Raw genomic sequence first — 20816 nt, 5'->3', positions numbered from 1 at the left:
ATCCATTATGAAAAAATTATTTTCGTTTTTGATCACACTTGTAATTATGTCAAGTGGGTCAGCATTCGCTCAAGAAAATATCGTGAGTCTTACATATAGTATGGCTACTCCTACAGGTAATACATCTGCCTTTACTTCCAATACAAGTTTTAGAGGTGCAGCCATTGATTATAGACACTTTATCAATACCAACATGAGTTTCGGTGTTTCATTTGGTTATCAAAGATTCTATGAAGACAAAGGCTATACAACCACATCTCTACCTGGTGGAAATGGTGATATTTCTGGGAATAATTACACTTATATTAATCAATTCCCAGTAATGGCAACTTACCATTACTATTTTGGTGAACAAGGCGGTGTTCGCCCTTACGTCGGAGCAGGTATTGGAGCTGCACATTATGAATATCAAGATCAATATGGATCTGTTGCTTTCGTAGATCAACAATGGCACTTCAATGTTGCACCAGAAGCAGGTATATTAATCCCGATGGGTAGAGCTACATACTTTACAAGTAATGTAAAATATAATTACGCAGCTGCAGCTGGAGGAGTTGACAGTCAACAATATTGGAGTTTTAACTTTGGTTTTGCATTCGATATGTAAAAGAAACTTATACTTTGGTAGAGTGTAATAAATGTGGAGGTTAGTGATTCATTTCGCTAGCCTTCTTTTTTTATCAAAAAAACGTCATATAAATCTAAAATTCAGCTAATTTCTTAAGTTTCATAAACTATTTTTAGACATACCTAAAAATAAAGTTATCTTTACAAAAGATTATACAAATGGATTTTAGGTCAATGGGTATTAAAAGTTGGATCGACAATATTTTATTAAATAAGGTTGATCAAAGCATCGTAGAAGAAGATATATTAAAATTGTTATTTAAGGCTCAAGAAGATGAAAAAGAATCAACTACTGAAAGTATTTGTGATGTGCTCTTATTTACAAATGAAAAAATTATTGATAGTATTAATCAATTGATTTCTGATCAAAAGATTAAAAAAGATAATAATGCAATAGTTCTTTTAGAATCAGGGAGATCATTTGCTTTAAAATTAATCAGAAGGCATCGTATTTATGAGAAATATCTTTCTGAAAAAACTGGATTCTCCAAAAATACTTGGCATAGTAAAGCAGAAAAAATGGAACATGCTCTCACGGATGAGGAAGTGGATAAAATGGCCAAAGAACTTGGTAATCCTCAATTTGATCCTCATGGAGATCCTATTCCAACAAAGGATGGTCAATTACCCAAGATAAAAGGTTTGAGTCTCTCAAAAATAAAACATAACTGTACTGTTAAAGTTTTACATATTGAAGATGAACCAAAAAATGTATATCAAGGTATTCTTACACAAGGTTTACATATTGGTTCTATCATGACTGTTAATTTGACTTCGTCAATTTATGCTACCGAAGGTCATGTTCTTCAATTTAGTCAAAGAGAATTAAAGAACATTACAGTTATCGTATTGGAAGAAGAAGAAGAAATACCACAAGGCATTGTTCGACTTACAAATTTGAAAATTGGTGAGAAAGCAATGATAACAGGTTTATCTTCTGAATGTAGAGGTATCAACAGACGCCGTTTACTTGATCTTGGTTTTGTGAAAGGGTCAGAAATTAAAATTAACATGGTGAGCCCTCTCTCCGATCCAACAGCTTATCTGATTCGTGAAACATTAATTGCTTTGCGTAAGGAGCAAACAGATATGATATTAATTAAAAAAGTAGAAGATAATGCAGAATAAATCTCATAGTGCATGTGACACTTGTGCAGTTAACCCAAACCGTAGTTTAAAACGTCTTGGAGTTGATATAGAGAATACAGACTACGTGATTGCATTAGCTGGAAATCCAAACACAGGAAAGAGTACTGTTTTTAATAATCTTACTGGATTAAAACAACATACAGGCAACTGGCCAGGTAAGACTGTAGGTCGTGCGGAAGGTGGATTTGAATATAGCGACAAAAGTTATAAAATCATTGATTTACCAGGTACGTATTCACTGATGTCTACTTCTGAAGATGAAGAAATAGCACGTAATTTTATTTTATTTGGAAAGCCTGACGTTACAATCATCGTTGTAGATGCAGGTAGATTAGAACGAAACTTAAATTTGGTCTTACAAATTCTTGAAATTACCGATAAAGCCGTTTTATGTTTAAATCTAATCGATGAAGCAAAAAGACATAATATTACAGTAGATGAGAGAACTTTATCGAAAGATTTAGGTATTCCTGTTGTTGCAACTTCTGCGATTCGAAATGTGGGTATTTCTGAACTTTTACAAACAGTTGATGATGTTGTCAAAGGTAAAATTAAATGTACTCCACATAGAATTAAAAATGTCCCTAAGGAAATAGATAAAAAAGTAGCTAAAATTCAAGCTTCCATTGAAAGTGTATATCCTGGATTACCCAATGCAAGATGGATAGCTTTTAGGCTATTAGACGGAGATGAAGATATTATTAAAGCGCTTGAAGAAGGTGAATTTATTAACAACAGATAATCATGGATAAACAGAAAGCAATACAAAACCTTCTGGATGAAGCAGCGGAAACAAGATGGGAAATTGGGCAAGAGTTTCATGATAAACTATCTGAAAGTATTTACCAAAATGCAGCCCACATTGCTGATAGAACAGTTATCAAAGAAGGTCAAAAAGAAAATTATTCATTCGATAGAGCAATTGATAGAATAGTTACTAGCCCTATTTGGGGATTCCCTATCATGTTTCTCGTATTATCAGTTGTATTATGGCTTACAATTGTTGGATCTAATTATCCTTCACAATTTTTGGCCTATCTACTATTAGATAATTGTTATGAATGGTTGAGAGCCTTAACAGTTGATGTAGGAGCCCCATGGTGGATTACAGGGTTCTTTGTAGATGGAATATTTTTATCATTAGCATGGGTAGTTTCGGTGATGTTACCTCCTATGGCAATATTTTTCCCATTATTCACCATTTTAGAAGATTTAGGTTACTTACCAAGAATTGCATTTAATCTTGATGCTCTTTTCAGAAAATCAGGAGCACATGGTAAACAGGCTTTAACAATGAGTATGGGATTTGGTTGTAATGCTGCAGGTGTTATTGCTACTAGAATTATTGATAGTCCTAGAGAGCGATTAATTGCTATTATAACGAACAACTTTTCTTTGTGTAATGGACGTTGGCCAACTCAAATACTATTGGGTACTATTTTCATTGGACAAATGGTACCAGATTCCTATAAAAGCTTGGTATCTACAGCAAGTGTGATCGGTGTTGCCTTATTAGGAATTGCATTAACTTTTACATCTTCTTGGGTATTATCAAAGACGGTATTAAAAGGTGAAGTTTCTTCTTTTACTTTAGAACTACCTCCTTACAGAAAACCAAGAATCTTACAAACAATTTATACCTCTCTAATTGATAGAACGCTAATTGTTCTTTGGAGAGCATGTTTGTTTGCTGCACCTGCAGGAGCAATTATATGGTTAGTCTCTAATATTTCCGTTGGTGATGCATCAATTGCGGCGCATCTTATTGACTTTTTAGATAATTTTGGATTAATCATTGGTTTAAATGGGGTAATTCTATTGGCTTATGTTCTTGCAATTCCAGCCAATGAGGTCGTTATTCCAACCATTTTAATGTTAACTGTTATGACCTCACCTATTACTGGTTTTGGATCTGGTGATGGAGTAATGTTTGAATTAGATTCTGTAAGTAATACACATGATGTTTTAGTTGCTGGGGGTTGGACATTGTTAACTGCGATAAACGTAATGTTATTTTCATTGATACATAATCCTTGTAGTACAACTATTTATACTATATATAAAGAAACAAATAGTGTGAGATGGACTACTTTAGCTTCTATAGGACCTGTCATCTTAGGTTTCATAGTTTGTTTTCTCGTCGCTCAAATCTATTATATGTTTTAAAAAAGGAATCAACAAAAAACGGATACAACATTTAAAATTGTATCCGTTTTTTACTTATAAAGCTAAAGATTAATACTCCTCTTCCTCTTCATCATCAATTCTTTTATCTGTCGTTTGATCATCTCTGCTGGCTTCAGCAATAGAATCTCTCATTGTTGTATCTGCCTGTAAATTCTTTAATTTGTAGTAATCCATAATACCTAAATTACCACTTCTAAAAGCTTCTGCAATTGCTAATGGCACTTCTGCTTCTGCTTCGATAACCTTTGCTCTTGATTGTTGTGTTTTAGCTTTCATTTCTTGTTCAATCGCAACAGCCATTGCTCTCCTTTCCTCTGCTTTTGCCTCTGCTACTTTTAAATCTGCATCCGCTTGATCAATTTGAAGTTTTGCTCCAATATTATCACCAACATCTACATCTGCAATATCAATAGATAAAATTTCAAAAGCAGTTCCTGAATCTAGTCCTTTCTCTAATACTAAACGAGAAATTTTATCTGGATTCTCCAATACTTCTTTATGTGATAAAGACGAACCGATAGAGGTTACAATACCCTCTCCAACTCTTGCTAAAATAGTTTCTTCACCAGCACCACCAACTAATTGAGCAATATTTGCACGAACAGTAACTCTAGCTTTTGCTACTAACTGAATACCGTCTTGTGCTACTGCTGAAACATTAGGCGTATTGATTACTTGAGGATTTACTGAGATTTGAACTGCTTCAAATACATCTCTACCCGCTAAGTCTACAGCTGCTGCTTGTTTAAATGATAATGGAATGTTTGCTTTGTCTGCTGAAATAAGTGCTTTAATTACTGAAGGTACATGCCCTCCAGCTAAGTAGTGCGTTTCTAAATCAGAAGTAGTAAGATTTAAGCCTGCTTTTGTTGCTGTAATTAATGAATTTACGATAACTTTTGGCGGAACTTTTCGAATTCTCATGGTTACAAGACTTATCAAACTTAGTCTTACACCAGAAAAAATAGCAGTAATCCACAAATTTACCGGAACAAAATACATTAATGTAAAGAAACCAATGATGCCAATTACTAGAATTGAAGCAAAGACCACTAAGTTGTCCATGAATTTGTATATAGTTTAATTTTAAAGATAAAATATCTAGTAATCAACTCATTAGAAATAAACAGTATTAAAAAATAAAGTTAAAAAATTAATCATTTCCTTGATTACTTAATGTTTATTGGAAATATAATACAAAAAAATGAGTGTTTTGATGTTTAATATCAACTTTTTCTTTCTAGAATATTTTGCATATTTGTGGATTGAACATTTTTATCGTAAAAAGTGAACTAAATAGATTTTATCAGATTTATACACTTCTTCCATCGAAGTTTTTTACGTGAAATGAATAATTTTTACTAACCAAAATTTAAAAAAGTGAATAAGGCAACTTCAACAGGACATCCTAAAGGACTGTATACTTTATTTGCCACAGAATTCTGGGAGCGTTTTAGCTACTACGGAATGCGTGGATTTTTTGTATTATACTTAATGAAAACATTAGCTGATGGTGGCTTCGGATTAGAAGAAACAGAAGCATATAGTATATACGGGATATTTACTTCATTAGTTTACTTAACTCCTATTATTGGAGGTATCTTAGCTGATAAATTGATTGGACAAAGAAAATCAATTTATATTGGTGCATTGTTAATGGCTTTAGGTCAATTTACAATGGCAGCCTCTGTAAAATATGGTTTAGCTGAGTTAATTGACAGTCGTCAAATGGCCTTATATTTAGGTCTAGGTTTATTAATTATTGGTAACGGCTTCTTTAAACCAAACATTTCAACAATGGTTGGTGGCTTATATAGTTCTGATGATCCAAATAAAGATGGTGGTTTTACCATTTTCTATATGGGTATTAACTTGGGTGCCTTTGTCACAAACCTTGTTGGTGGTTCATTAGCTGAAAAAGTAGGATGGGAATATGGATTTATAGCTGCTGGTGTAGGTATGGTGATTTCAACTATTTGGTTCTTCTTGAGAGAAACGTCTGTTATCAGTGGTGAAACAGGTGAAGCAGTTGGTTTACCTCCAAACGATGATGGGTCTACAAAATTTAAATTAGGGAAAAAAGATTGGATGAGCATTTTAGTATATGTAGTTATCTTAGCTATCAGTACTTTTGCCATTATCTTTGCTTTAATAAATGTACCTTCAGACATTATTAATATTATCGTTGCTATTATTGCTATTGGTGGTTTTGGTTACCTTGGTACAACTATTTTTAAGAATACTTCAGGTACAACACAATGGACTCGTGTTGCTGTAATATTTGCATTAGCAGTTTTTAATATTGTATTCTGGTCAGGTTTTGAACAAGCAGGTACATCATTCAATACTTTTGCAAATCAATATACTAACCGTGTTGTACTTGGATTTGAAGTTCCTGCATCTTGGTTCCAATCTATTAATGCAGTATTTATCATTTTATTAGCTCCAATTTTCACTATTATGTGGACAAAACTTACTGATGCTAATATGAATCCAAGAACACCAGTTAAATTTGCTTTATCATTAGTATTCTTAGGTATTGGTTTTGGTATTATGGCTATTGCTAATGATACTTATAAAGAGGCAAGTAGTATTGATTCAAATGCATTGATTTCTCCAATGTGGTTAGTTGCAGTGTATTTCTTCCATACAGTGGGCGAGTTATTCATGTCTCCTATTGGTTTATCAATGATTACTAAGCTATCTCCTCCTAAGATTGTATCAGTTATGATGGGTCTTTGGATGGCATCAATTGCTTTGGGTAATTTCTTAGCAGCATCGATGACTAAAATTTCTCAGAGTTTAGGTTATGATACATTTTATTTCATAACTGTTTATGCTTTTATTGCAGCAATTTTAGCGTTTGTTGTTTCACCATTCTTAAATAAGATGATGAAAGGTATTCACTAAAAAAGAATACTTATTAAATATAAAAAAGCCATTGAAATAAACTTTCAATGGCTTTTTTAGTGAATCAGAATTCTTATTGCTTAGCTAATTCAAATTTATGATCTGATTCTTCATCAATGGTTACTTGATGTTTTTGAGTAGGCATTCTACGGTTGACTTGTATTTTATTTTGAATAGAATAAATTTCATAATCTCCAGGTTTCAAATTAAATTTTAAGGCATCTGCTGCTCCTTTTTTATTTAGATAACCAACAAGATCAAAATCATTCGTTTTTTCATTTTTCACAAATAAATAATAGCCTTGTTTCTCTACCTTCTTTTCATAGGAATAAAATGACATATTACCTACCTCATTATCATCATGTTCATGTAATGCTTTAATACTTTTATGCTCTTCGTGTTTAAAGATTACAGTATGGCTATATGCGATAAACACTTCTGTTACATTAGAATTTATATCTAAAAGTACTTTCTGAAATTCTCCTTTTCCTTTTTTGATTTTACCAACATTTGATACTAGTTGATGGTAATCAGAATTTTCGTAAAATACTTCCACAATTTCTCCTTCTTCCACTAAGACTTTAGCGTCAATTACTTCTTCAGTATGGTCACTTTGAAACGCATTTTCAGCAGGTAATATTACCCACACATTATGCCATCCTTCTTGTGGGGAAGGAAGCTCGTGAACATTATTCTTATAGTATTTTTTTAATTCCTTTGCTGTTGTAAATGTTTGTGCTGAAACACAAAAAGTAGTCAAAAAGAAAAGGGTAATGAAAGAAGTTATTTTCAAAATATTCATAAAGCAAGTGAAATAGTGATCTAAGTAATCTAAACAAACGTTAATAATACAGTTAGGTTTCGGAAATCAAAAATATCTATGTAAGAAAATAATAAAAATATATAAATTATATTACCCATTCTAATGCGTCATTATATGACAATGTTCCTTCTTTTACTTCTAATGGTGAGGGGAAATTATTTTTATATAATTGTCCTGTGCCTAATCCATGAGGCTTATCAATAATGTAATTAGCTGTAAATTGTGCAATAGCATTTAAACCTACATTTGATTCTAAGGCAGATGTCATCCACCATGGTATATCTAGCTTTTCTGCATTATTAATCCACTCTTCACATTGTTGAAGGCCGCCTACTAGTGCGGGTTTAAGAATTATATATTGTGGTTGAATAGTTTCTAATAAAAAAGCTTTCTTGTGAGGATCTACACCTATTAATTCTTCATCCAAAGCAATTGGAATTGGTGTATTTGAGCAAAGTTCACTCATTTCATTCCATTGTCCTGCCCATATAGGTTGTTCAATAGAATGTAAGTGATATTCAGACAATCTTTTTAATTTTTCTAATGCATTTTCAGGTTTAAAGGCACCATTTGCATCTACTCGTAATGTAATTTCCTCTGGAGAATATTCACTGCGTATGTACTTTAATAGATCTAACTCATCTTGAAAATTTAGAGCTCCAACCTTAATTTTTATACAATCAAACCCTGCCTTTAATTTTTTATCAATTTGTTCTTTCATAAAAGACTTATCTCCCATCCAAACTAATCCATTGATTGGAATTTGTTGTCCTTTATAGAAATCATTCGCATAAATTAATTTTTTTCCTCCATTTTTTAAATCCAAAAGAGCTGTTTCTAAAGCAAAATATATACTTGGGTAAATGGTTTTATCAACGTAGTCATCTAAGTTTTCAATATCCGTCAACCCCTTAGAACATGCTGCTAAAATTTTTGATAATCTTGATTCATAATCGTCAAAATCATCAATACTTAATCCTTTTAGATAATTACACTCTCCCCATCCTATGATGTGAGGTGCTGATGGATTAAAAACTTTAATTAAAAAACAATCCTTCTTTGAGATCGCTCCTCTTGATGTTTTAGCAGGAAAATTAAAAATTAACTCCCGCTTTACATACTCATACTTCAGCATATTATTTATAATACATTTTCAGATTCAGAAATCTTAAAATCATCTCCTAATCTTAGCGAAGATAATTTATTAATTAACTCAGCATCTGAATAAACGCCATCTTTATAATTTGAAACTTTACCGATAATATGATCATTTTGGAAAATGATAGATTCTGCCATCATTGCAATTCGACGAGTTTCAGGATTACGTCTTCTTATTTTATGAATAAATGCGTCTCGATTTCCCATTAATAGTTTTTCAACATTATCATCATTGATATATGTCGAATATCTTTTGCTGAAAATTTTGTCTATTACTGTTTGATCATTAAAGTTTTCAAATTGAAAAACAATATTTCCTTTAGCAGAATCATTAAATAGGATATCCGCCTTAGTTTCATCTAGCTCTAATAAAGCTGTTTTTCCTCTTAAACTTTTTTTAGATTCGAAATTTAAAGCAACAAGGCGTTCAGTTGAACCAATATTATCGGGTAAAGCACCTAATATCCTTCCGAAAGAATTATACATTTCGATAGATTCATCTTCACCTATTTTTTTCGCAAAACCTTTTAAAAGATTGATATCATTTCGAGAAGACTGAATTAATGCAATGATAAGCCCTGAAGCACTTTCTTGAACTACGTAACTTCTCAATTCTCTAGGATTGATTGTAACGGTATAGCCTTTCATTTCCCAATTATTTTGACTCTCAAAAACTTCCATTTTTTTAACGTTATACCTTTTTGAGTTCAAAATCTTATCTGCAATTGACTCAGCAACTGAATCCCCAAGCTTATGTTTTTCTTTTAGTTTCAAAAGGTGAACAACGACTTCGTCTTTATACAAAGGATCAAAGTAACGTGCTTCTACTATTTCCTCTACATTCTTTTGAAATAGTCTAATTGATAGTCCTCTCGGTAAATCAAATTTTATGTCTTTGCTAATCCTATTGGATCTATGATTAATGTCTTGATAATAATGTAGCGACTTTAGTTCTTTTAAACTATGACTATTCGAAAATGGTAACTGAGCAACAAGGTCCAAACTTGGCCATGTTACGGGATAATTTTCAATCTCATCGTTATCGATAGGGAAAAGTTCTTTATTGATCTTATTGTAATTTTGAATTTCAAGACCAGTTAATCTGTAATCATCTTCAATATTCATTTTTACAGATAGGATATCTTCAAGCGATTTTTCACAACCAATCATAATTTGATACCATTTCCCATTTTCATTAGAAGTCTGAGAAATAATATAAGGACTTAGTCCTAATTCTTCTATTCGATCAAAAGTTCGCTCAGCATCATCATACTCACGAAAGGATGCTATTTTAATTGAAAAAGGCTTTTCCTCATCGAATTGTTCAACACCACATGAATTTCCTAAAAATAAAATTGATAGTAAAAACAGAAGTTGTAAATAATTAAACCTAAAAATCATTTGTTCTGAATCTAATTTAGATAGTATATATACACGTTTGTAAATTTATAATTTTTCGTGAATTTTTTATGTGTTCATCACGCTTATATTTAATTCTCAATGGTAATTTTTAGAATTTGGTCACCATATTCAAGAGTATTCATAATATCCAATCCTTGTGTTACTTCAGCAAAAATTGTATATCTACCATCAAGGTGATGTGTAGCCACCTCTGTCATAAAGAACTGACAAGATTCTGTATCTTTTCCAGCGGAAGCAATACCTAGTGAACCCGTCTTATATTTTAAATATGAAAATTCTGAAGGTATAGTTGTATCTAAACCTCCAAAACCATCTCCTCTTGGATCTCCACCTTGAACTACAAAATTAGGTACTACTCTATGAAAATATAAAGAATCATAGAATCCTTTTTTAGAAAGTTCCACAAACATAGCAACTGTTGCTGGAGCCTCTTCTACTTTTAATTGTATATCAATATCACCTTTAACTGTACTAATAGTTGCCTTATGGTTTTGTTTGATATCTCCAATAGCTTCCCAATTTACACCTACATTATTTTTAGGAATAGTATTCCCATCGTATGTATAACCTTGTAAATATGCTATCGTTTTTTCTAATTCAATATATGCTTCAACTTGCAACGGAAGTGAAAGTTCTTTTTTTGTTTTCTCCATCAGAGAAACTGGAGGAAAATACTCTTTTAATTTAGAATTCGATTCAGATTGCATAAAAAGACAAGCAGTATATACTTGGCCAACATCTTTAGATTCAACTGCATTGGTTAAAATAGCTTGTAAGTTTTCTTTACTTTCTTTTTTTAGGTGACGTTTATTCTCATAATTACCTGTCAACAATTCAAGAGTTTTTGTTTTTAATGGAATACTCTGATTATTTTTCCATTCGTGATACACTAAATCTTCTACCAAGTAAGATTCATTTAATGCTTCCAATAAAAGGCATTTTTCATACACTGAAGTACTGTTTTTATATAGCCCTAATGTATAATTATACACATCAGGTTGTTTTTTTCTTTCTTCTATTACTGCTTTTAGGGCAATAGCTCTAGTATTTTTATTCTTAATCTTTTGAGCAATAGTATAAACATCACCAGAACTCTTCCATCCTAATTTACCATAAATGACTTTAGCAGCACTCGATGAAACTCTTGGATTTGGGTGCTTTAAAAAAGAAATTGTTTTTTGAATTACACCCTTATATTTTACTTTTTCAGTTGCTAGAATAGCATTAGTGAGTACTTTAGGAGATTTTTCATTTTCTAGAATTTTCTTTAAAGCCGTTGCACTACCATTTCCTTTAGAGAAAACCCCAATAGCGTATGTAAAATTAGCTCTTACATCTTCAGAAGAATCTCTTCTTGCATGATCAAAGATATTTGAATTAAACGTTTCAACCATATCTTTTGAATCCATTCGCATAAAATAAGCACTACAATATTCTCTAGTTTCCGGGTCTTTAGTGGATGTAAAAATTCGCATTACCTGTTCTGCAGCATCATACGATTGCATGCCTTTTATAGTTAAAGCTCTGTATAAACCTTTAACAATACCTTTTTTTACTTTTTCGTCATCCGTATTAAAATGCGCCATGACAATAACCGCTCTTTCATTGGCACATTTCCCTAAAGTTTCAAATAGAATTTCTAAAACTTCTGATTTCTCCTCTGAATTAACAATGTGTTCAATGATTAAATCATTAAGTACAGGGCTTCCAATTTGTCCTAATGCAAAATCAGCAGCTCTCTTTATATCAGCAGGGTAATCTCCTTGTAAAATTGTTTTGCAAGTTTCAATAGCAATTGTATCTTGGACCGACCCTAAAGCAACTAGAATTTCTTTTTGGTAATTCGGAGAACTTTTCTCCAATAATTTTATCAAAGCTTCTGCATTTCTATCGTCCCTAAGGTCATATATCTCTCTAATTTGCTGATCTTTAAATTTATTAGCAAAGTGAATTATTTTTTCTTCTTTAAGGTTCTCATTTTGTGTACAACTAAATAAAGTTGCTATTAGTATATGGAAGATGAAAAGTAATTTATGCTTTGACATATATATTGATTAAAGTTAAAACAGATTAAAGAAACCAAAATAAAGTCTGATATCAAAATAAGATTTATATGAGAGCTGTAGATATCATTATAAAAAAAAGAGATGGAATAAAATTGTCGGATGAGGAATTACAATTCTTCTTGACAAGTTACTTAGAAGGTAAAACTACGGATTATCAAATGTCAGCTTTTTTAATGGCTGTATATTTGAATGGGTTGACAGATGACGAATTAAAGACCTTGACGCAAACTATGAGGGATTCTGGTCATCTGATTGAATTGAAAGGTGTTTCTAGATTCCTTATTGACAAGCATAGTACCGGTGGTGTTGGCGACAAAACATCCATTGCCCTTGCTCCATTGTTAGCTACGTTCGGAATTGGAACTGCAAAAATGTCTGGCAAAGGCTTAGGGCACACAGGTGGCACGTTGGATAAATTTGATTCTATTCCAGGTTTTAAATTCCCTGCCTCAGAAGAGGAAATGGTCAAAAGTATTGAACATACTGGTGTAGGAATCATGGGACAAACGGATAATATTGTTCCATTGGATAAAAAATTATATGCTCTACGTGATGTAACTGGAACTGTAAGTAGTTTCCCATTAATTGCATCAAGTATCATGAGTAAGAAGCTTGCTGTAAGAAGTGATGGTATTATATTAGACGTAAAAGTTGGAGATGGTGCATTCATGAAGACTTTAGAGGATGCTCAAACATTAGCCAATATCATGAAAAACATTGGTGATTTATTTGGCAGAACGGTTAAAGTTGTCCTTAGTGGTATGGAACAACCATTGGGTAATGCCGTAGGTAACGGTCTAGAGATCTATGAAGCAATTCAATCATTAAAAGGTGAAGGGCCAAAAGATTTTGAAGAATTAATAGCTACTATTACAGGATTAGCTCTTTTCCAAAAGGGAGATGTAGTTGATGTTGAAGAAGGAATACAGTTAGCTATGAAAAAGATTCAGTCTGGTGAAGCTGTAAAAGTCTTACGTGATTTTGTGGAAGATTGTGGTGGTGATCCATCGTATATTGAAAATCCAGATAAATTCCTTTCAGCGCCTTTCCGTTTAGATCTAAAGGCAACAAAAGCAGGATTTGTACAATCACTAGCGGCTGAAAAGGTAGGTATTTCTGCAATGATGTTAGGTGCTGGTAGAGAAACGAAAGAGGATACAATTGATCATGCAGTGGGACTTGTATTGAATAAAAAAGTAGGTGATGAAGTTTTTGAAGGTGATACTTTAGCAACTCTATATTACAGAGAAGATAATGAGAAGTTCAAAGAAGCTACTCAATTGCTAGAAAGTGCTTTTGTTATTACCAATAAGAAAATTGAAATACCTAAAGTTATTTTAGATATACAATAATAAATTGTGCTTACAACGTCTGTTATTGGACTATATTTATTAACGTTCTTAATAATTATAAAAGGGGTTCAATAATTAAGATTTCTACACATATAATTTAACCATAATCATTAATTTGCAACTTATAATTGCATATAAACAAAAATAAAATTCTTATGAGTATTGCAAAATACATCGACCACACTCTTTTAGCAGCAAATGCTACTGAATCTCAAATTGTTCAACTATGTAATGAAGCAAAAGAGCATAATTTCTTCTCTTGTTGTGTTAATTCAGGCTATGTTCCTCTAGTGAAGAAAGAATTAGAAGGTTCTGATGTTGCAGTCTGCTCTGTAGTCGGTTTTCCATTAGGTCAAATGGATACTGCTTCTAAAATTTTTGAAACTAAATCAGCAATTGAAAATGGTGCTGATGAAATCGATATGGTCATCAACACTGGTAAAATGATCGACGGTGATTATGATTACGTTCAAAATGAAATCGCTGAACTTAAAAAAGTTTGTGGCGATAGAGTTCTTAAAGTAATCTTAGAAACTTGTTACTTAACAAAAGAGCAAATCAAAAAAGCATCTGAGTTATCCGTAAATGCTAATGCTGATTTCGTTAAAACATCTACTGGTTTTGGTACTGGCGGAGCAACTTTTGAGGATATTCAAATCATGAAAGATGCTGTGGCTGGAAAAGCTCAATTAAAAGCGAGTGGCGGTGTTCGTGATTTCGAAACAGCGAAAAAATATATTGATATGGGTGTTACTCGTTTGGGTACATCTAGTGGAATCAAATTAGTACAAGGTGGCGTTGCTGATGAAGGAAGCTACTAAAATCAAATAAAGATTATGATTAAAAGAGTTACCTTAATCGTATTGGACAGTGTTGGGATTGGCTTCAGTGCTGATGCTGATGAATACGGTGATAGAGGAGCAAATACTTTAGGTCACATTGCTGATAGTGCTGGTTTAGATATTCCAAACATGCATGAGATGGGCTTAGGTAATATCGCTCCATTATATGGTCTTCCTCCAATGGGTACAACTTCTGCGGCTTATGGTAAAGCAAAAGAAATCTCTAAAGGAAAAGATACTACAACTGGTCACTGGGAAATTGCAGGTCAAATATTAGCCGAGCCATTTCCTACTTATCCGAATGGATTCCCGCAAGACATCATGGATGCTTTTGAGAAAGCGACAGGAAAAGGTACAATTGGTAATAAAGTTGCTTCAGGTACAGCTATCATCAATGAATTAGGTGATGAACATGTTGCGACAGGTAAATTGATCATTTATACATCTGCGGATTCTGTTTTTCAAATTGCCGCACATGAAGATGTAGTACCTTTAGAGGATTTATATAAATACTGTAAGATTGCACGTGAGCAATTGAATGTAGGTAGAGTCATTGCTCGTCCATTTGTTGGAAGTAATGGTGATTACCAACGTACTTCCAATCGTCATGATTACTCATTAGAGCCTAGTGACAATATGTTGTCTAGAATCAAGGAGGCTGGAAAGGATAGTATTGGTGTTGGTAAAATCTTTGATATTTATGCTGGTAAAGGTTTTACAGAGCATACCTATACAAAAAGCAATGCCGAAGGAATTGATAAAACTATCGAATTCCTCAAGCAAGACAACGAAGGTTTAATCTTTACAAACCTTGTTGACTTTGATATGCTTTATGGTCATAGACGTGATCTTATCGGGTACAGAGATGCCTTAGAGTATTTTGATCAACGATTACCAGAAATTACTGCAGCTATGGGTGATGATGATTTATTAATCATTACTGCTGATCATGGTAATGACCCTATCTTTAAAGGGACTGATCATACAAGAGAACATATTCCAATTTTGGTATACGGTAAAAGAGTGAAGCCTGTTAATATTGGCTTCAGATCTACTTTTGCTGATATCGGAACTACGATTGAGGATGTTCTTTTAGGAAAAACTACAGCAACAGGTAGTTTTGCTTCAATGATTTTATAAAAATTAAAAATAGAAATATAATGAGTATTCATATTGGTGCTAAGCCAGGAGATATCGCTGATGTAGTATTAATGCCAGGTGATCCACTTCGTGCGAAATATATTGCTGAAAATTACCTTGAGAATCCTGTTCAATACAATAACGTTCGTGGAATGTTAGGTTATACAGGAACATATAAAGGACATAAAATTTCCGTTCAAGGTTCAGGTATGGGTATCCCTTCTATTGGTATTTATGCTCACGAATTAGTTACAGAATTTGGTGTTCGTAAGTTAATTCGAGTAGGTAGCTGTGGTGCTATGCAGCCGCATATTAAACCAAGAGACTTAATATTTGCAATGTCAGCGTCTACAGACTCCTCTTTTAATCAAAATCGTTTTGGTGGTAAAGACTACTCTCCTGCTGCTGATTTTGAAATGATCGCTAAAGCGAATGAAGTAGCTAAAGCAAAAGGTATTACGCCATATAACGGTAATGTACTTTCTTCAGATACATTCTATGGGGATGATGCAGATGAGTGGAAAAAATGGGCAAAATATGGTGTTTTAGCTGTTGAAATGGAAACAACTGCGCTTTACACTATAGCTGCTCAATTCAATGCTCATGCATTAACTATCTTAACAGTAAGTGACTCTTTAGTAACAGGTGAAGAACTTAGTGCTGAAGACCGTCAGAATACTTTTACTGATATGATGGAAATCGCATTAGAAACCGCAATTGACGGAAAGTAATCTTACTTTTCTTTTCAATAAACAAAGGTCAGTGGAGTTCATCTTCACTGACCTTTTTAATATTACCCCTCTTGTAATTGATTCATCTGTTCATCTAATGGAACATTTCTATTCCCTTCTTTATCAGGAATATGTGACATGGCATATTCGCTTAAAGAAGTGATGGTAAGACTTGGATTCACTCCAAGATTACAAGGTATAATGGAACCATCTAAAATATACATATTTGGATAGTTATGTACTTCAAATTTATTATTCACCACTCCTTCTTCAGCATCCACTCCCATTTTACAACCACCTAAGATATGAGCAGTCATAGGTGTATTTAATAGTATCTCAGAACCTGCATTTAGAGGGACACCATTCACTTTCTTAGCAAACTTATGTAACACTTTTTGTCCTATATCAATGTAAGCAGGTACTGCAAAACTATTTTTGGGGTCAAATTTTAATTTCCCACCAAATAAACCCTTACTCCATTGCATTGTCATACTTTCCTCCAACGATTGCATTACCAGTAGAATAATTGAATTTCTTCCCCAATTATGAAAAGAGAAGGTCGTTCTTAAAAACTGTATAGGATGTGTAATGATATTCCCTAATAATTTTGCAAATCTAACTCCTGTCCTAGCTGGACCTGTCGCTAAAGATGACATTCTACCCATGGCACCAGATTTATCATTGTACTTCACGACTTCTATATGCGTATTGTCATCTGGATTAAAATAAGAACTAATGGCTAAACCATGATTTAATTTTCGATCAGCATTAGAGATGCCGCATAACATTTCTGAATTTGTTCTAATACTAAAACCTAGAAATTTAGAAAGCTGACTTAATCGCCCCGTCTCAAACTTTTCTTTTAATAAAAGTTTCATTGTACCGATTACACCGGCACTCACTACAATGCCTTTAGCATTTAATGTTCTTTTATTTTTTAAAAATAAAGATGTGCTATTTTCAATATGTAATGTATAGCCTTCATCTGTTTTTTCGATACCATTTACTTTTGTCTCAGGTAATATTTCAGCACCAAATTTCTCCGCAAAATAAAGATAGTTCTTCTCTAACGTATTTTTTGAATTATGTTGACATCCTAACATACATGCAGAACACTTTTTACAAGCATTCCTTTTCGGCCCTAGACCATTAAAATAAGGATCAACATCATCTTCTCCTTCATAATATACTCCAACATTTACACCACCAAATGATTCCTTTTTTCCCATTTCATTTGCGATCTCTTCTAAGATATGATCCTCTTCTTGCATATCTGTAAAAGGAATTGTTCCTAGCATAAAACGGGCTTTATCATAAAATGGCTTTAATGTAGCTTTCCAGTCATTATTTAGATGACTCCATGCCTTATTTTCGAAGAAATGATCTTGAGGATACATATGTGTGTTTCCGTAAACATTACTTCCTCCTCCAACACCCACTCCACCTAAAATGAACACTTCTTTGAAAAAAGTAAGATTTTGGGGCCCAAAACACTTCAAAAGTGGAGCCCATAAAAATTTACGAATATTCCAGTCTGTTTTTGGTAAGTCTTTTTCCTTTAATCTCTTTCCTTTTTCAATCACCAAAACACTATACCCTTTTTCGGCCAAACGCATAGCGGATACACTGCCTCCAAATCCAGAGCCAATTACGATATAGTCATATTGTTTATTGTTCATAATGTTGTTTCAAGGTGTTAGTAGAAATTTCTTTTAATCTTAATATAATTGAATGAGTGTTCATTTCACATTTAAATATATTTAATTTTAACTTGAAAATGAAGTTTTTGTTCTGCAAAGAATCAAATTGTATTATTTTATTACTTTTGCATCATGCATCTATCACTTAACGACATACTTCTATATCTTTCTATCCCTTTAATAAGTGGTTTTGTTGGATGGTTCACCAATTGGGCTGCCATTAAAATGATGTTTTATCCAATTCATTTTAAAGGTATTAAACCTTTTGGTTGGCAAGGTATTATCCCTGCCAAATCCACTAAGATTGCTTCAAAATCTGTAGACCTTCTTACAGCAAAACTGATCAAAATTGAAGAACAGTTTGCCATGCTGGATCCTGACATCGTTAACTCAGAAATGAAAGATAGTATCAATGCCGTTTCCAAAAAAACAGTGGATTTGGTGATGCAATCAGAAATGCCTTTTTTTTGGGAAAATGCTCCAGAAACACTTAAGTCTAGCATTTATGAAAATATAGAAAACCGCATTCCGAATGCTACTGAAAAAGTTTTGATTGATATGGGGGCTAATATTCGCGACATGTTAGACCTTAAAAAACTAACACTAGATACAGTCGCAACTCATCCCGCGCTATTGAATGAAATTTTTATGAAATGTGGTAAAGATGAATTTAAATTTATAGAGCGATCTGGTTTATATTTTGGTTTTCTTTTTGGCTTAATTCAAATGATTGTCGCCTATTTTTATAACCCTTGGTGGATATTACCTCTATTTGGTTTATTAGTAGGATATGCGACAAATTGGCTTGCTTTAAAACTAATTTTTGAACCCAAAGAACCTATCTATCTTCTTGGGATGAAATTTCAAGGTTTATTTTTACAACGTCAAGAAACAGTTGCTGAAGAATATGCGTCTTTGATTACTACTGAAATTCTTACTACAGAGCGTTTGTTTAGATATGCATTACAAAATACTGGAAAAAGCATTCTATCGAAGATATTTCAAAATAGAATCGGTGAAGTAGTCGATGAGGCCTATGATGAGGTAAAAGACCTAGTCAGTAATTTTACAACAGATACAATCGTTCAGAAACATTTAAGCATCATAAAAAATATAGCTCATTTTACTTTTATGGCTGAATTTCACATCTGTTTAAGAGATGCATTTCCTTATGCCGATAAAGTTTTTGACTTAAAAAATAATATCCAAAAAAAGATTGAAGAACTTCCTTATGAAGACTTTGAAGCTCTTCTTCGTCCTGCCTTCCAAGAAGATGAGTGGATCCTTATTGTCGTTGGTGCAATATTAGGTGGTGCTGCTGGTTTTGCTCAATATGCACTTCTCTTTCAGTAAGTTACAAACGTTAAAGTATTTAACACAGTTCTAACGTTTGCAAACGAAGTAAAGGATTACTATTTATATTTTGCACCTTTGTTTTTAAATGTATAGAATGACTATGAAGACATTACAAACGTTTATTACAAGTGCCTTACTTTTAGTATCATTGATGACACAAGCACAATGTGTGACTGGTGACTGTGAAAATGGTAAAGGAAAGAAAGTATATAAAAATCAGGATTCGTACGAAGGAGACTTTATTAATGGTTATCCAATGGGTAAAGGTGTATTTATCTTTGGAGAAAATATCTACGAAGGTGACTTTATTTATGGTAACATGGAAGGTAAAGGTAAACTTACATGGGCTGATGGTTCTATATATTATGGTGATTTCAAATCTAACTTGTTAGAAGGACAAGGCGTAATGCTTTGGGCCAATGGTAATCGATATGAAGGGCAATTTATCAATGATAATATGGAAGGTCCCGGTCAAATTGATTATGCTAATGGAGATCATTACCTAGGAACTTTCTATCACGGTCTTCCTGAGGGAAAAGGTGTTTATACTTATAAGAATAAAGACATTTACACTGGAAACTTCAAAAAGGGAAAGAAAAAAGGAAAAGGAAAAATCAATTATGCCAATGGGGATGTTTTTGAGGGCAACTTTAAAAAAGATCTCAAAAATGGAAAAGGCCAATTGATTACAAAAGATAAAATCATTGATGGATATTGGGTCAATGGAGAGTTAAATAAAGTTTTTGATGAAAAAGAAAACAAAACCAAAATCTCCGAATCTCAACATTCGTTATAATGGAAAAGGGATAGTTTAAATGCTATCCCTTTTTTATTACCTAAGATGCCATTCCGTTTTATACCAGTTTGGATCATCTTCAATACTAAAATCAAATTCACGGTCATTTCGGTTGTGTGCAATTACTCTTTGTAAAAAATCATGCACCTCTTCTGGGTCGTTAACTCTCCAGATTATCTCTCGTGTTTTATTCCAAGTAACTCTTCCTAAAAAGACAGCATTTGGTCGTCTTTTGTAAGGACCTTTTATATTTCTATCTAAAAAATCACAGAATTCATTGATGACTTTTACTTCGTCTTTAGTAGGAAGGTCTTTATCATTACAATCCTCCAAGTAAATTGTTAATGAACAATGCCAACTAAAAACATCTCTTGGTTCAAACCCTCTGAGATTTTTATTGATCATTGCAACGCCTATTCTCTCGTTTTGATTAAAATTAAAAACGTTATAATCTTCTTCGGGAATTGTAAATAAATATCCTGTTATCATAAAAAATTAGCTTAAATGATTTGTTTGCTATGTTAAAGAATAAGGTTTAGCTGTAAATATCCAATAAG

Annotated in this window: 18 protein-coding genes; 11 read left to right on the top strand and 7 right to left on the bottom strand. The window is 32.9% G+C overall.

All coding sequences use genetic code 11. The features are described 5' to 3' along the window. Positions 1-7 precede the first annotated feature (7 nt). The 4 genes from ACXAHM_RS07825 to ACXAHM_RS07810 all read left to right on the top strand — a co-directional run bounded on the left by ACXAHM_RS07825 (position 8) and on the right by ACXAHM_RS07810 (position 3942). Positions 8-607, top strand: a complete 600-nt coding sequence (locus ACXAHM_RS07825) for an OmpW family outer membrane protein (protein ID WP_474959863.1) — start codon at positions 8-10, stop codon at positions 605-607. Positions 608-786: 179 nt separating this feature from the next. Continuing rightward, entirely contained in the window at positions 787-1755 is a 969-nt protein-coding gene (locus tag ACXAHM_RS07820) for a metal-dependent transcriptional regulator (RefSeq protein ID WP_474959862.1), read from the top strand. After that, on the top strand, positions 1745-2518 hold the full coding sequence (locus ACXAHM_RS07815) for a FeoB small GTPase domain-containing protein (RefSeq protein WP_474959861.1): 774 nt from the start codon (positions 1745-1747) through the stop codon (positions 2516-2518). The genes ACXAHM_RS07820 and ACXAHM_RS07815 overlap by 11 nt, the downstream gene beginning before the upstream one ends. A gap of 2 nt (positions 2519-2520) precedes the next feature. After that, positions 2521-3942: a nucleoside recognition domain-containing protein gene (locus ACXAHM_RS07810; RefSeq protein WP_474959860.1), complete on the top strand. Its 1422-nt coding sequence runs from the start codon at positions 2521-2523 to the stop codon at positions 3940-3942. 69 nt (positions 3943-4011) lie between these two features. On the opposite strand, the gene floA is transcribed toward ACXAHM_RS07810, so the two are convergent. Continuing rightward, a complete protein-coding gene (gene floA, locus ACXAHM_RS07805) occupies positions 4012-5028 on the bottom strand; it encodes a flotillin-like protein FloA (RefSeq protein WP_474959859.1) in 1017 nt (338 codons plus the stop codon). Between the two features lie 315 nt (positions 5029-5343). Between floA and ACXAHM_RS07800 the strand changes: the two genes are divergently transcribed. Continuing rightward, positions 5344-6873 (top strand): peptide MFS transporter, encoded by a 1530-nt coding sequence (locus tag ACXAHM_RS07800; RefSeq protein WP_474959858.1) that lies wholly within the window; start codon positions 5344-5346, stop codon positions 6871-6873. Positions 6874-6946: 73 nt separating this feature from the next. Here the strand turns inward: ACXAHM_RS07800 and ACXAHM_RS07795 are convergent, their stop codons facing one another. The 4 genes from ACXAHM_RS07795 to ACXAHM_RS07780 all read right to left on the bottom strand — a co-directional run bounded on the left by ACXAHM_RS07795 (position 6947) and on the right by ACXAHM_RS07780 (position 10929). After that, positions 6947-7675, bottom strand: coding sequence for a hypothetical protein (locus ACXAHM_RS07795; RefSeq protein WP_474959857.1), 729 nt, complete (start codon positions 7673-7675; stop codon positions 6947-6949). Positions 7676-7781: 106 nt separating this feature from the next. After that, a complete protein-coding gene (locus tag ACXAHM_RS07790) occupies positions 7782-8831 on the bottom strand; it encodes an o-succinylbenzoate synthase (RefSeq protein ID WP_474959856.1) in 1050 nt (349 codons plus the stop codon). Between the two features lie 5 nt (positions 8832-8836). Next, positions 8837-10255: an SPOR domain-containing protein gene (locus ACXAHM_RS07785; RefSeq protein ID WP_474959855.1), complete on the bottom strand. Its 1419-nt coding sequence runs from the start codon at positions 10253-10255 to the stop codon at positions 8837-8839. Between the two features lie 89 nt (positions 10256-10344). Continuing rightward, a complete protein-coding gene (locus tag ACXAHM_RS07780) occupies positions 10345-10929 on the bottom strand; it encodes a peptidylprolyl isomerase (RefSeq protein WP_474959955.1) in 585 nt (194 codons plus the stop codon). Positions 10930-12389: 1460 nt separating this feature from the next. On the opposite strand from ACXAHM_RS07780, the gene ACXAHM_RS07775 reads away from it, so the two are divergent. The 4 genes from ACXAHM_RS07775 (at position 12390) to deoD (ending at position 16407) form a co-directional block, all read left to right on the top strand. Continuing rightward, positions 12390-13694, top strand: coding sequence for a thymidine phosphorylase (locus ACXAHM_RS07775; protein ID WP_474959854.1), 1305 nt, complete (start codon positions 12390-12392; stop codon positions 13692-13694). A gap of 155 nt (positions 13695-13849) precedes the next feature. After that, positions 13850-14515 carry a deoxyribose-phosphate aldolase gene (gene deoC, locus ACXAHM_RS07770; protein ID WP_474959853.1) on the top strand — a complete coding sequence of 222 codons (666 nt, stop codon included), beginning with the start codon at positions 13850-13852 and terminating at the stop codon, positions 14513-14515. Positions 14516-14530: 15 nt separating this feature from the next. After that, positions 14531-15676 carry a phosphopentomutase gene (locus tag ACXAHM_RS07765; RefSeq protein ID WP_474959852.1) on the top strand — a complete coding sequence of 382 codons (1146 nt, stop codon included), beginning with the start codon at positions 14531-14533 and terminating at the stop codon, positions 15674-15676. A 20-nt stretch (positions 15677-15696) separates the two neighbouring features. Beyond that, positions 15697-16407 (top strand): purine-nucleoside phosphorylase, encoded by a 711-nt coding sequence (gene deoD, locus ACXAHM_RS07760; RefSeq protein WP_474959851.1) that lies wholly within the window; start codon positions 15697-15699, stop codon positions 16405-16407. Between the two features lie 62 nt (positions 16408-16469). On the opposite strand, the gene ACXAHM_RS07755 is transcribed toward deoD, so the two are convergent. Further along, on the bottom strand, positions 16470-18086 hold the full coding sequence (locus ACXAHM_RS07755) for a GMC oxidoreductase (protein WP_474959850.1): 1617 nt from the start codon (positions 18084-18086) through the stop codon (positions 16470-16472). A 153-nt stretch (positions 18087-18239) separates the two neighbouring features. On the opposite strand from ACXAHM_RS07755, the gene ACXAHM_RS07750 reads away from it, so the two are divergent. Both ACXAHM_RS07750 and ACXAHM_RS07745 read left to right on the top strand, forming a co-directional pair. After that, a complete protein-coding gene (locus ACXAHM_RS07750) occupies positions 18240-19460 on the top strand; it encodes a DUF445 domain-containing protein (RefSeq protein WP_474959849.1) in 1221 nt (406 codons plus the stop codon). Between the two features lie 103 nt (positions 19461-19563). Beyond that, positions 19564-20259, top strand: coding sequence for an MORN repeat-containing protein (locus ACXAHM_RS07745; protein ID WP_474959848.1), 696 nt, complete (start codon positions 19564-19566; stop codon positions 20257-20259). Between the two features lie 36 nt (positions 20260-20295). Here the strand turns inward: ACXAHM_RS07745 and ACXAHM_RS07740 are convergent, their stop codons facing one another. Further along, positions 20296-20748: a DUF695 domain-containing protein gene (locus tag ACXAHM_RS07740; RefSeq protein WP_474959847.1), complete on the bottom strand. Its 453-nt coding sequence runs from the start codon at positions 20746-20748 to the stop codon at positions 20296-20298. Positions 20749-20816 lie beyond the last annotated feature (68 nt).

The sequence above is a fragment of the Flammeovirga sp. AWQ4_249 genome (assembly GCF_056161045.1).
The sequence above is the reverse complement of the archived record's forward strand: the minus strand, read 5'-3'. Positions and strand labels throughout refer to the sequence as shown.

What these genes read in the sequence shown, in the direction of transcription:
- ACXAHM_RS07785 (WP_474959855.1), bottom strand. Translation starts at nt 10,255, where the DNA reads ATGATTTTTAGGTTTAATTATTTACAACTTCTGTTTTTACTATCAATT.
- deoD (WP_474959851.1), top strand. Translation starts at nt 15,697, where the DNA reads ATGAGTATTCATATTGGTGCTAAGCCAGGAGATATCGCTGATGTAGTA.
- ACXAHM_RS07790 (WP_474959856.1), bottom strand. Translation starts at nt 8,831, where the DNA reads ATGCTGAAGTATGAGTATGTAAAGCGGGAGTTAATTTTTAATTTTCCT.
- ACXAHM_RS07755 (WP_474959850.1), bottom strand. Translation starts at nt 18,086, where the DNA reads ATGAACAATAAACAATATGACTATATCGTAATTGGCTCTGGATTTGGA.
- deoC (WP_474959853.1), top strand. Translation starts at nt 13,850, where the DNA reads ATGAGTATTGCAAAATACATCGACCACACTCTTTTAGCAGCAAATGCT.
- ACXAHM_RS07795 (WP_474959857.1), bottom strand. Translation starts at nt 7,675, where the DNA reads ATGAATATTTTGAAAATAACTTCTTTCATTACCCTTTTCTTTTTGACT.
- ACXAHM_RS07810 (WP_474959860.1), top strand. Translation starts at nt 2,521, where the DNA reads ATGGATAAACAGAAAGCAATACAAAACCTTCTGGATGAAGCAGCGGAA.
- ACXAHM_RS07820 (WP_474959862.1), top strand. Translation starts at nt 787, where the DNA reads ATGGATTTTAGGTCAATGGGTATTAAAAGTTGGATCGACAATATTTTA.
- ACXAHM_RS07740 (WP_474959847.1), bottom strand. Translation starts at nt 20,748, where the DNA reads ATGATAACAGGATATTTATTTACAATTCCCGAAGAAGATTATAACGTT.
- floA (WP_474959859.1), bottom strand. Translation starts at nt 5,028, where the DNA reads ATGGACAACTTAGTGGTCTTTGCTTCAATTCTAGTAATTGGCATCATT.
- ACXAHM_RS07775 (WP_474959854.1), top strand. Translation starts at nt 12,390, where the DNA reads ATGAGAGCTGTAGATATCATTATAAAAAAAAGAGATGGAATAAAATTG.
- ACXAHM_RS07780 (WP_474959955.1), bottom strand. Translation starts at nt 10,929, where the DNA reads ATGGAGAAAACAAAAAAAGAACTTTCACTTCCGTTGCAAGTTGAAGCA.
- ACXAHM_RS07765 (WP_474959852.1), top strand. Translation starts at nt 14,531, where the DNA reads ATGATTAAAAGAGTTACCTTAATCGTATTGGACAGTGTTGGGATTGGC.
- ACXAHM_RS07745 (WP_474959848.1), top strand. Translation starts at nt 19,564, where the DNA reads ATGAAGACATTACAAACGTTTATTACAAGTGCCTTACTTTTAGTATCA.
- ACXAHM_RS07825 (WP_474959863.1), top strand. Translation starts at nt 8, where the DNA reads ATGAAAAAATTATTTTCGTTTTTGATCACACTTGTAATTATGTCAAGT.
- ACXAHM_RS07750 (WP_474959849.1), top strand. Translation starts at nt 18,240, where the DNA reads ATGCATCTATCACTTAACGACATACTTCTATATCTTTCTATCCCTTTA.
- ACXAHM_RS07815 (WP_474959861.1), top strand. Translation starts at nt 1,745, where the DNA reads ATGCAGAATAAATCTCATAGTGCATGTGACACTTGTGCAGTTAACCCA.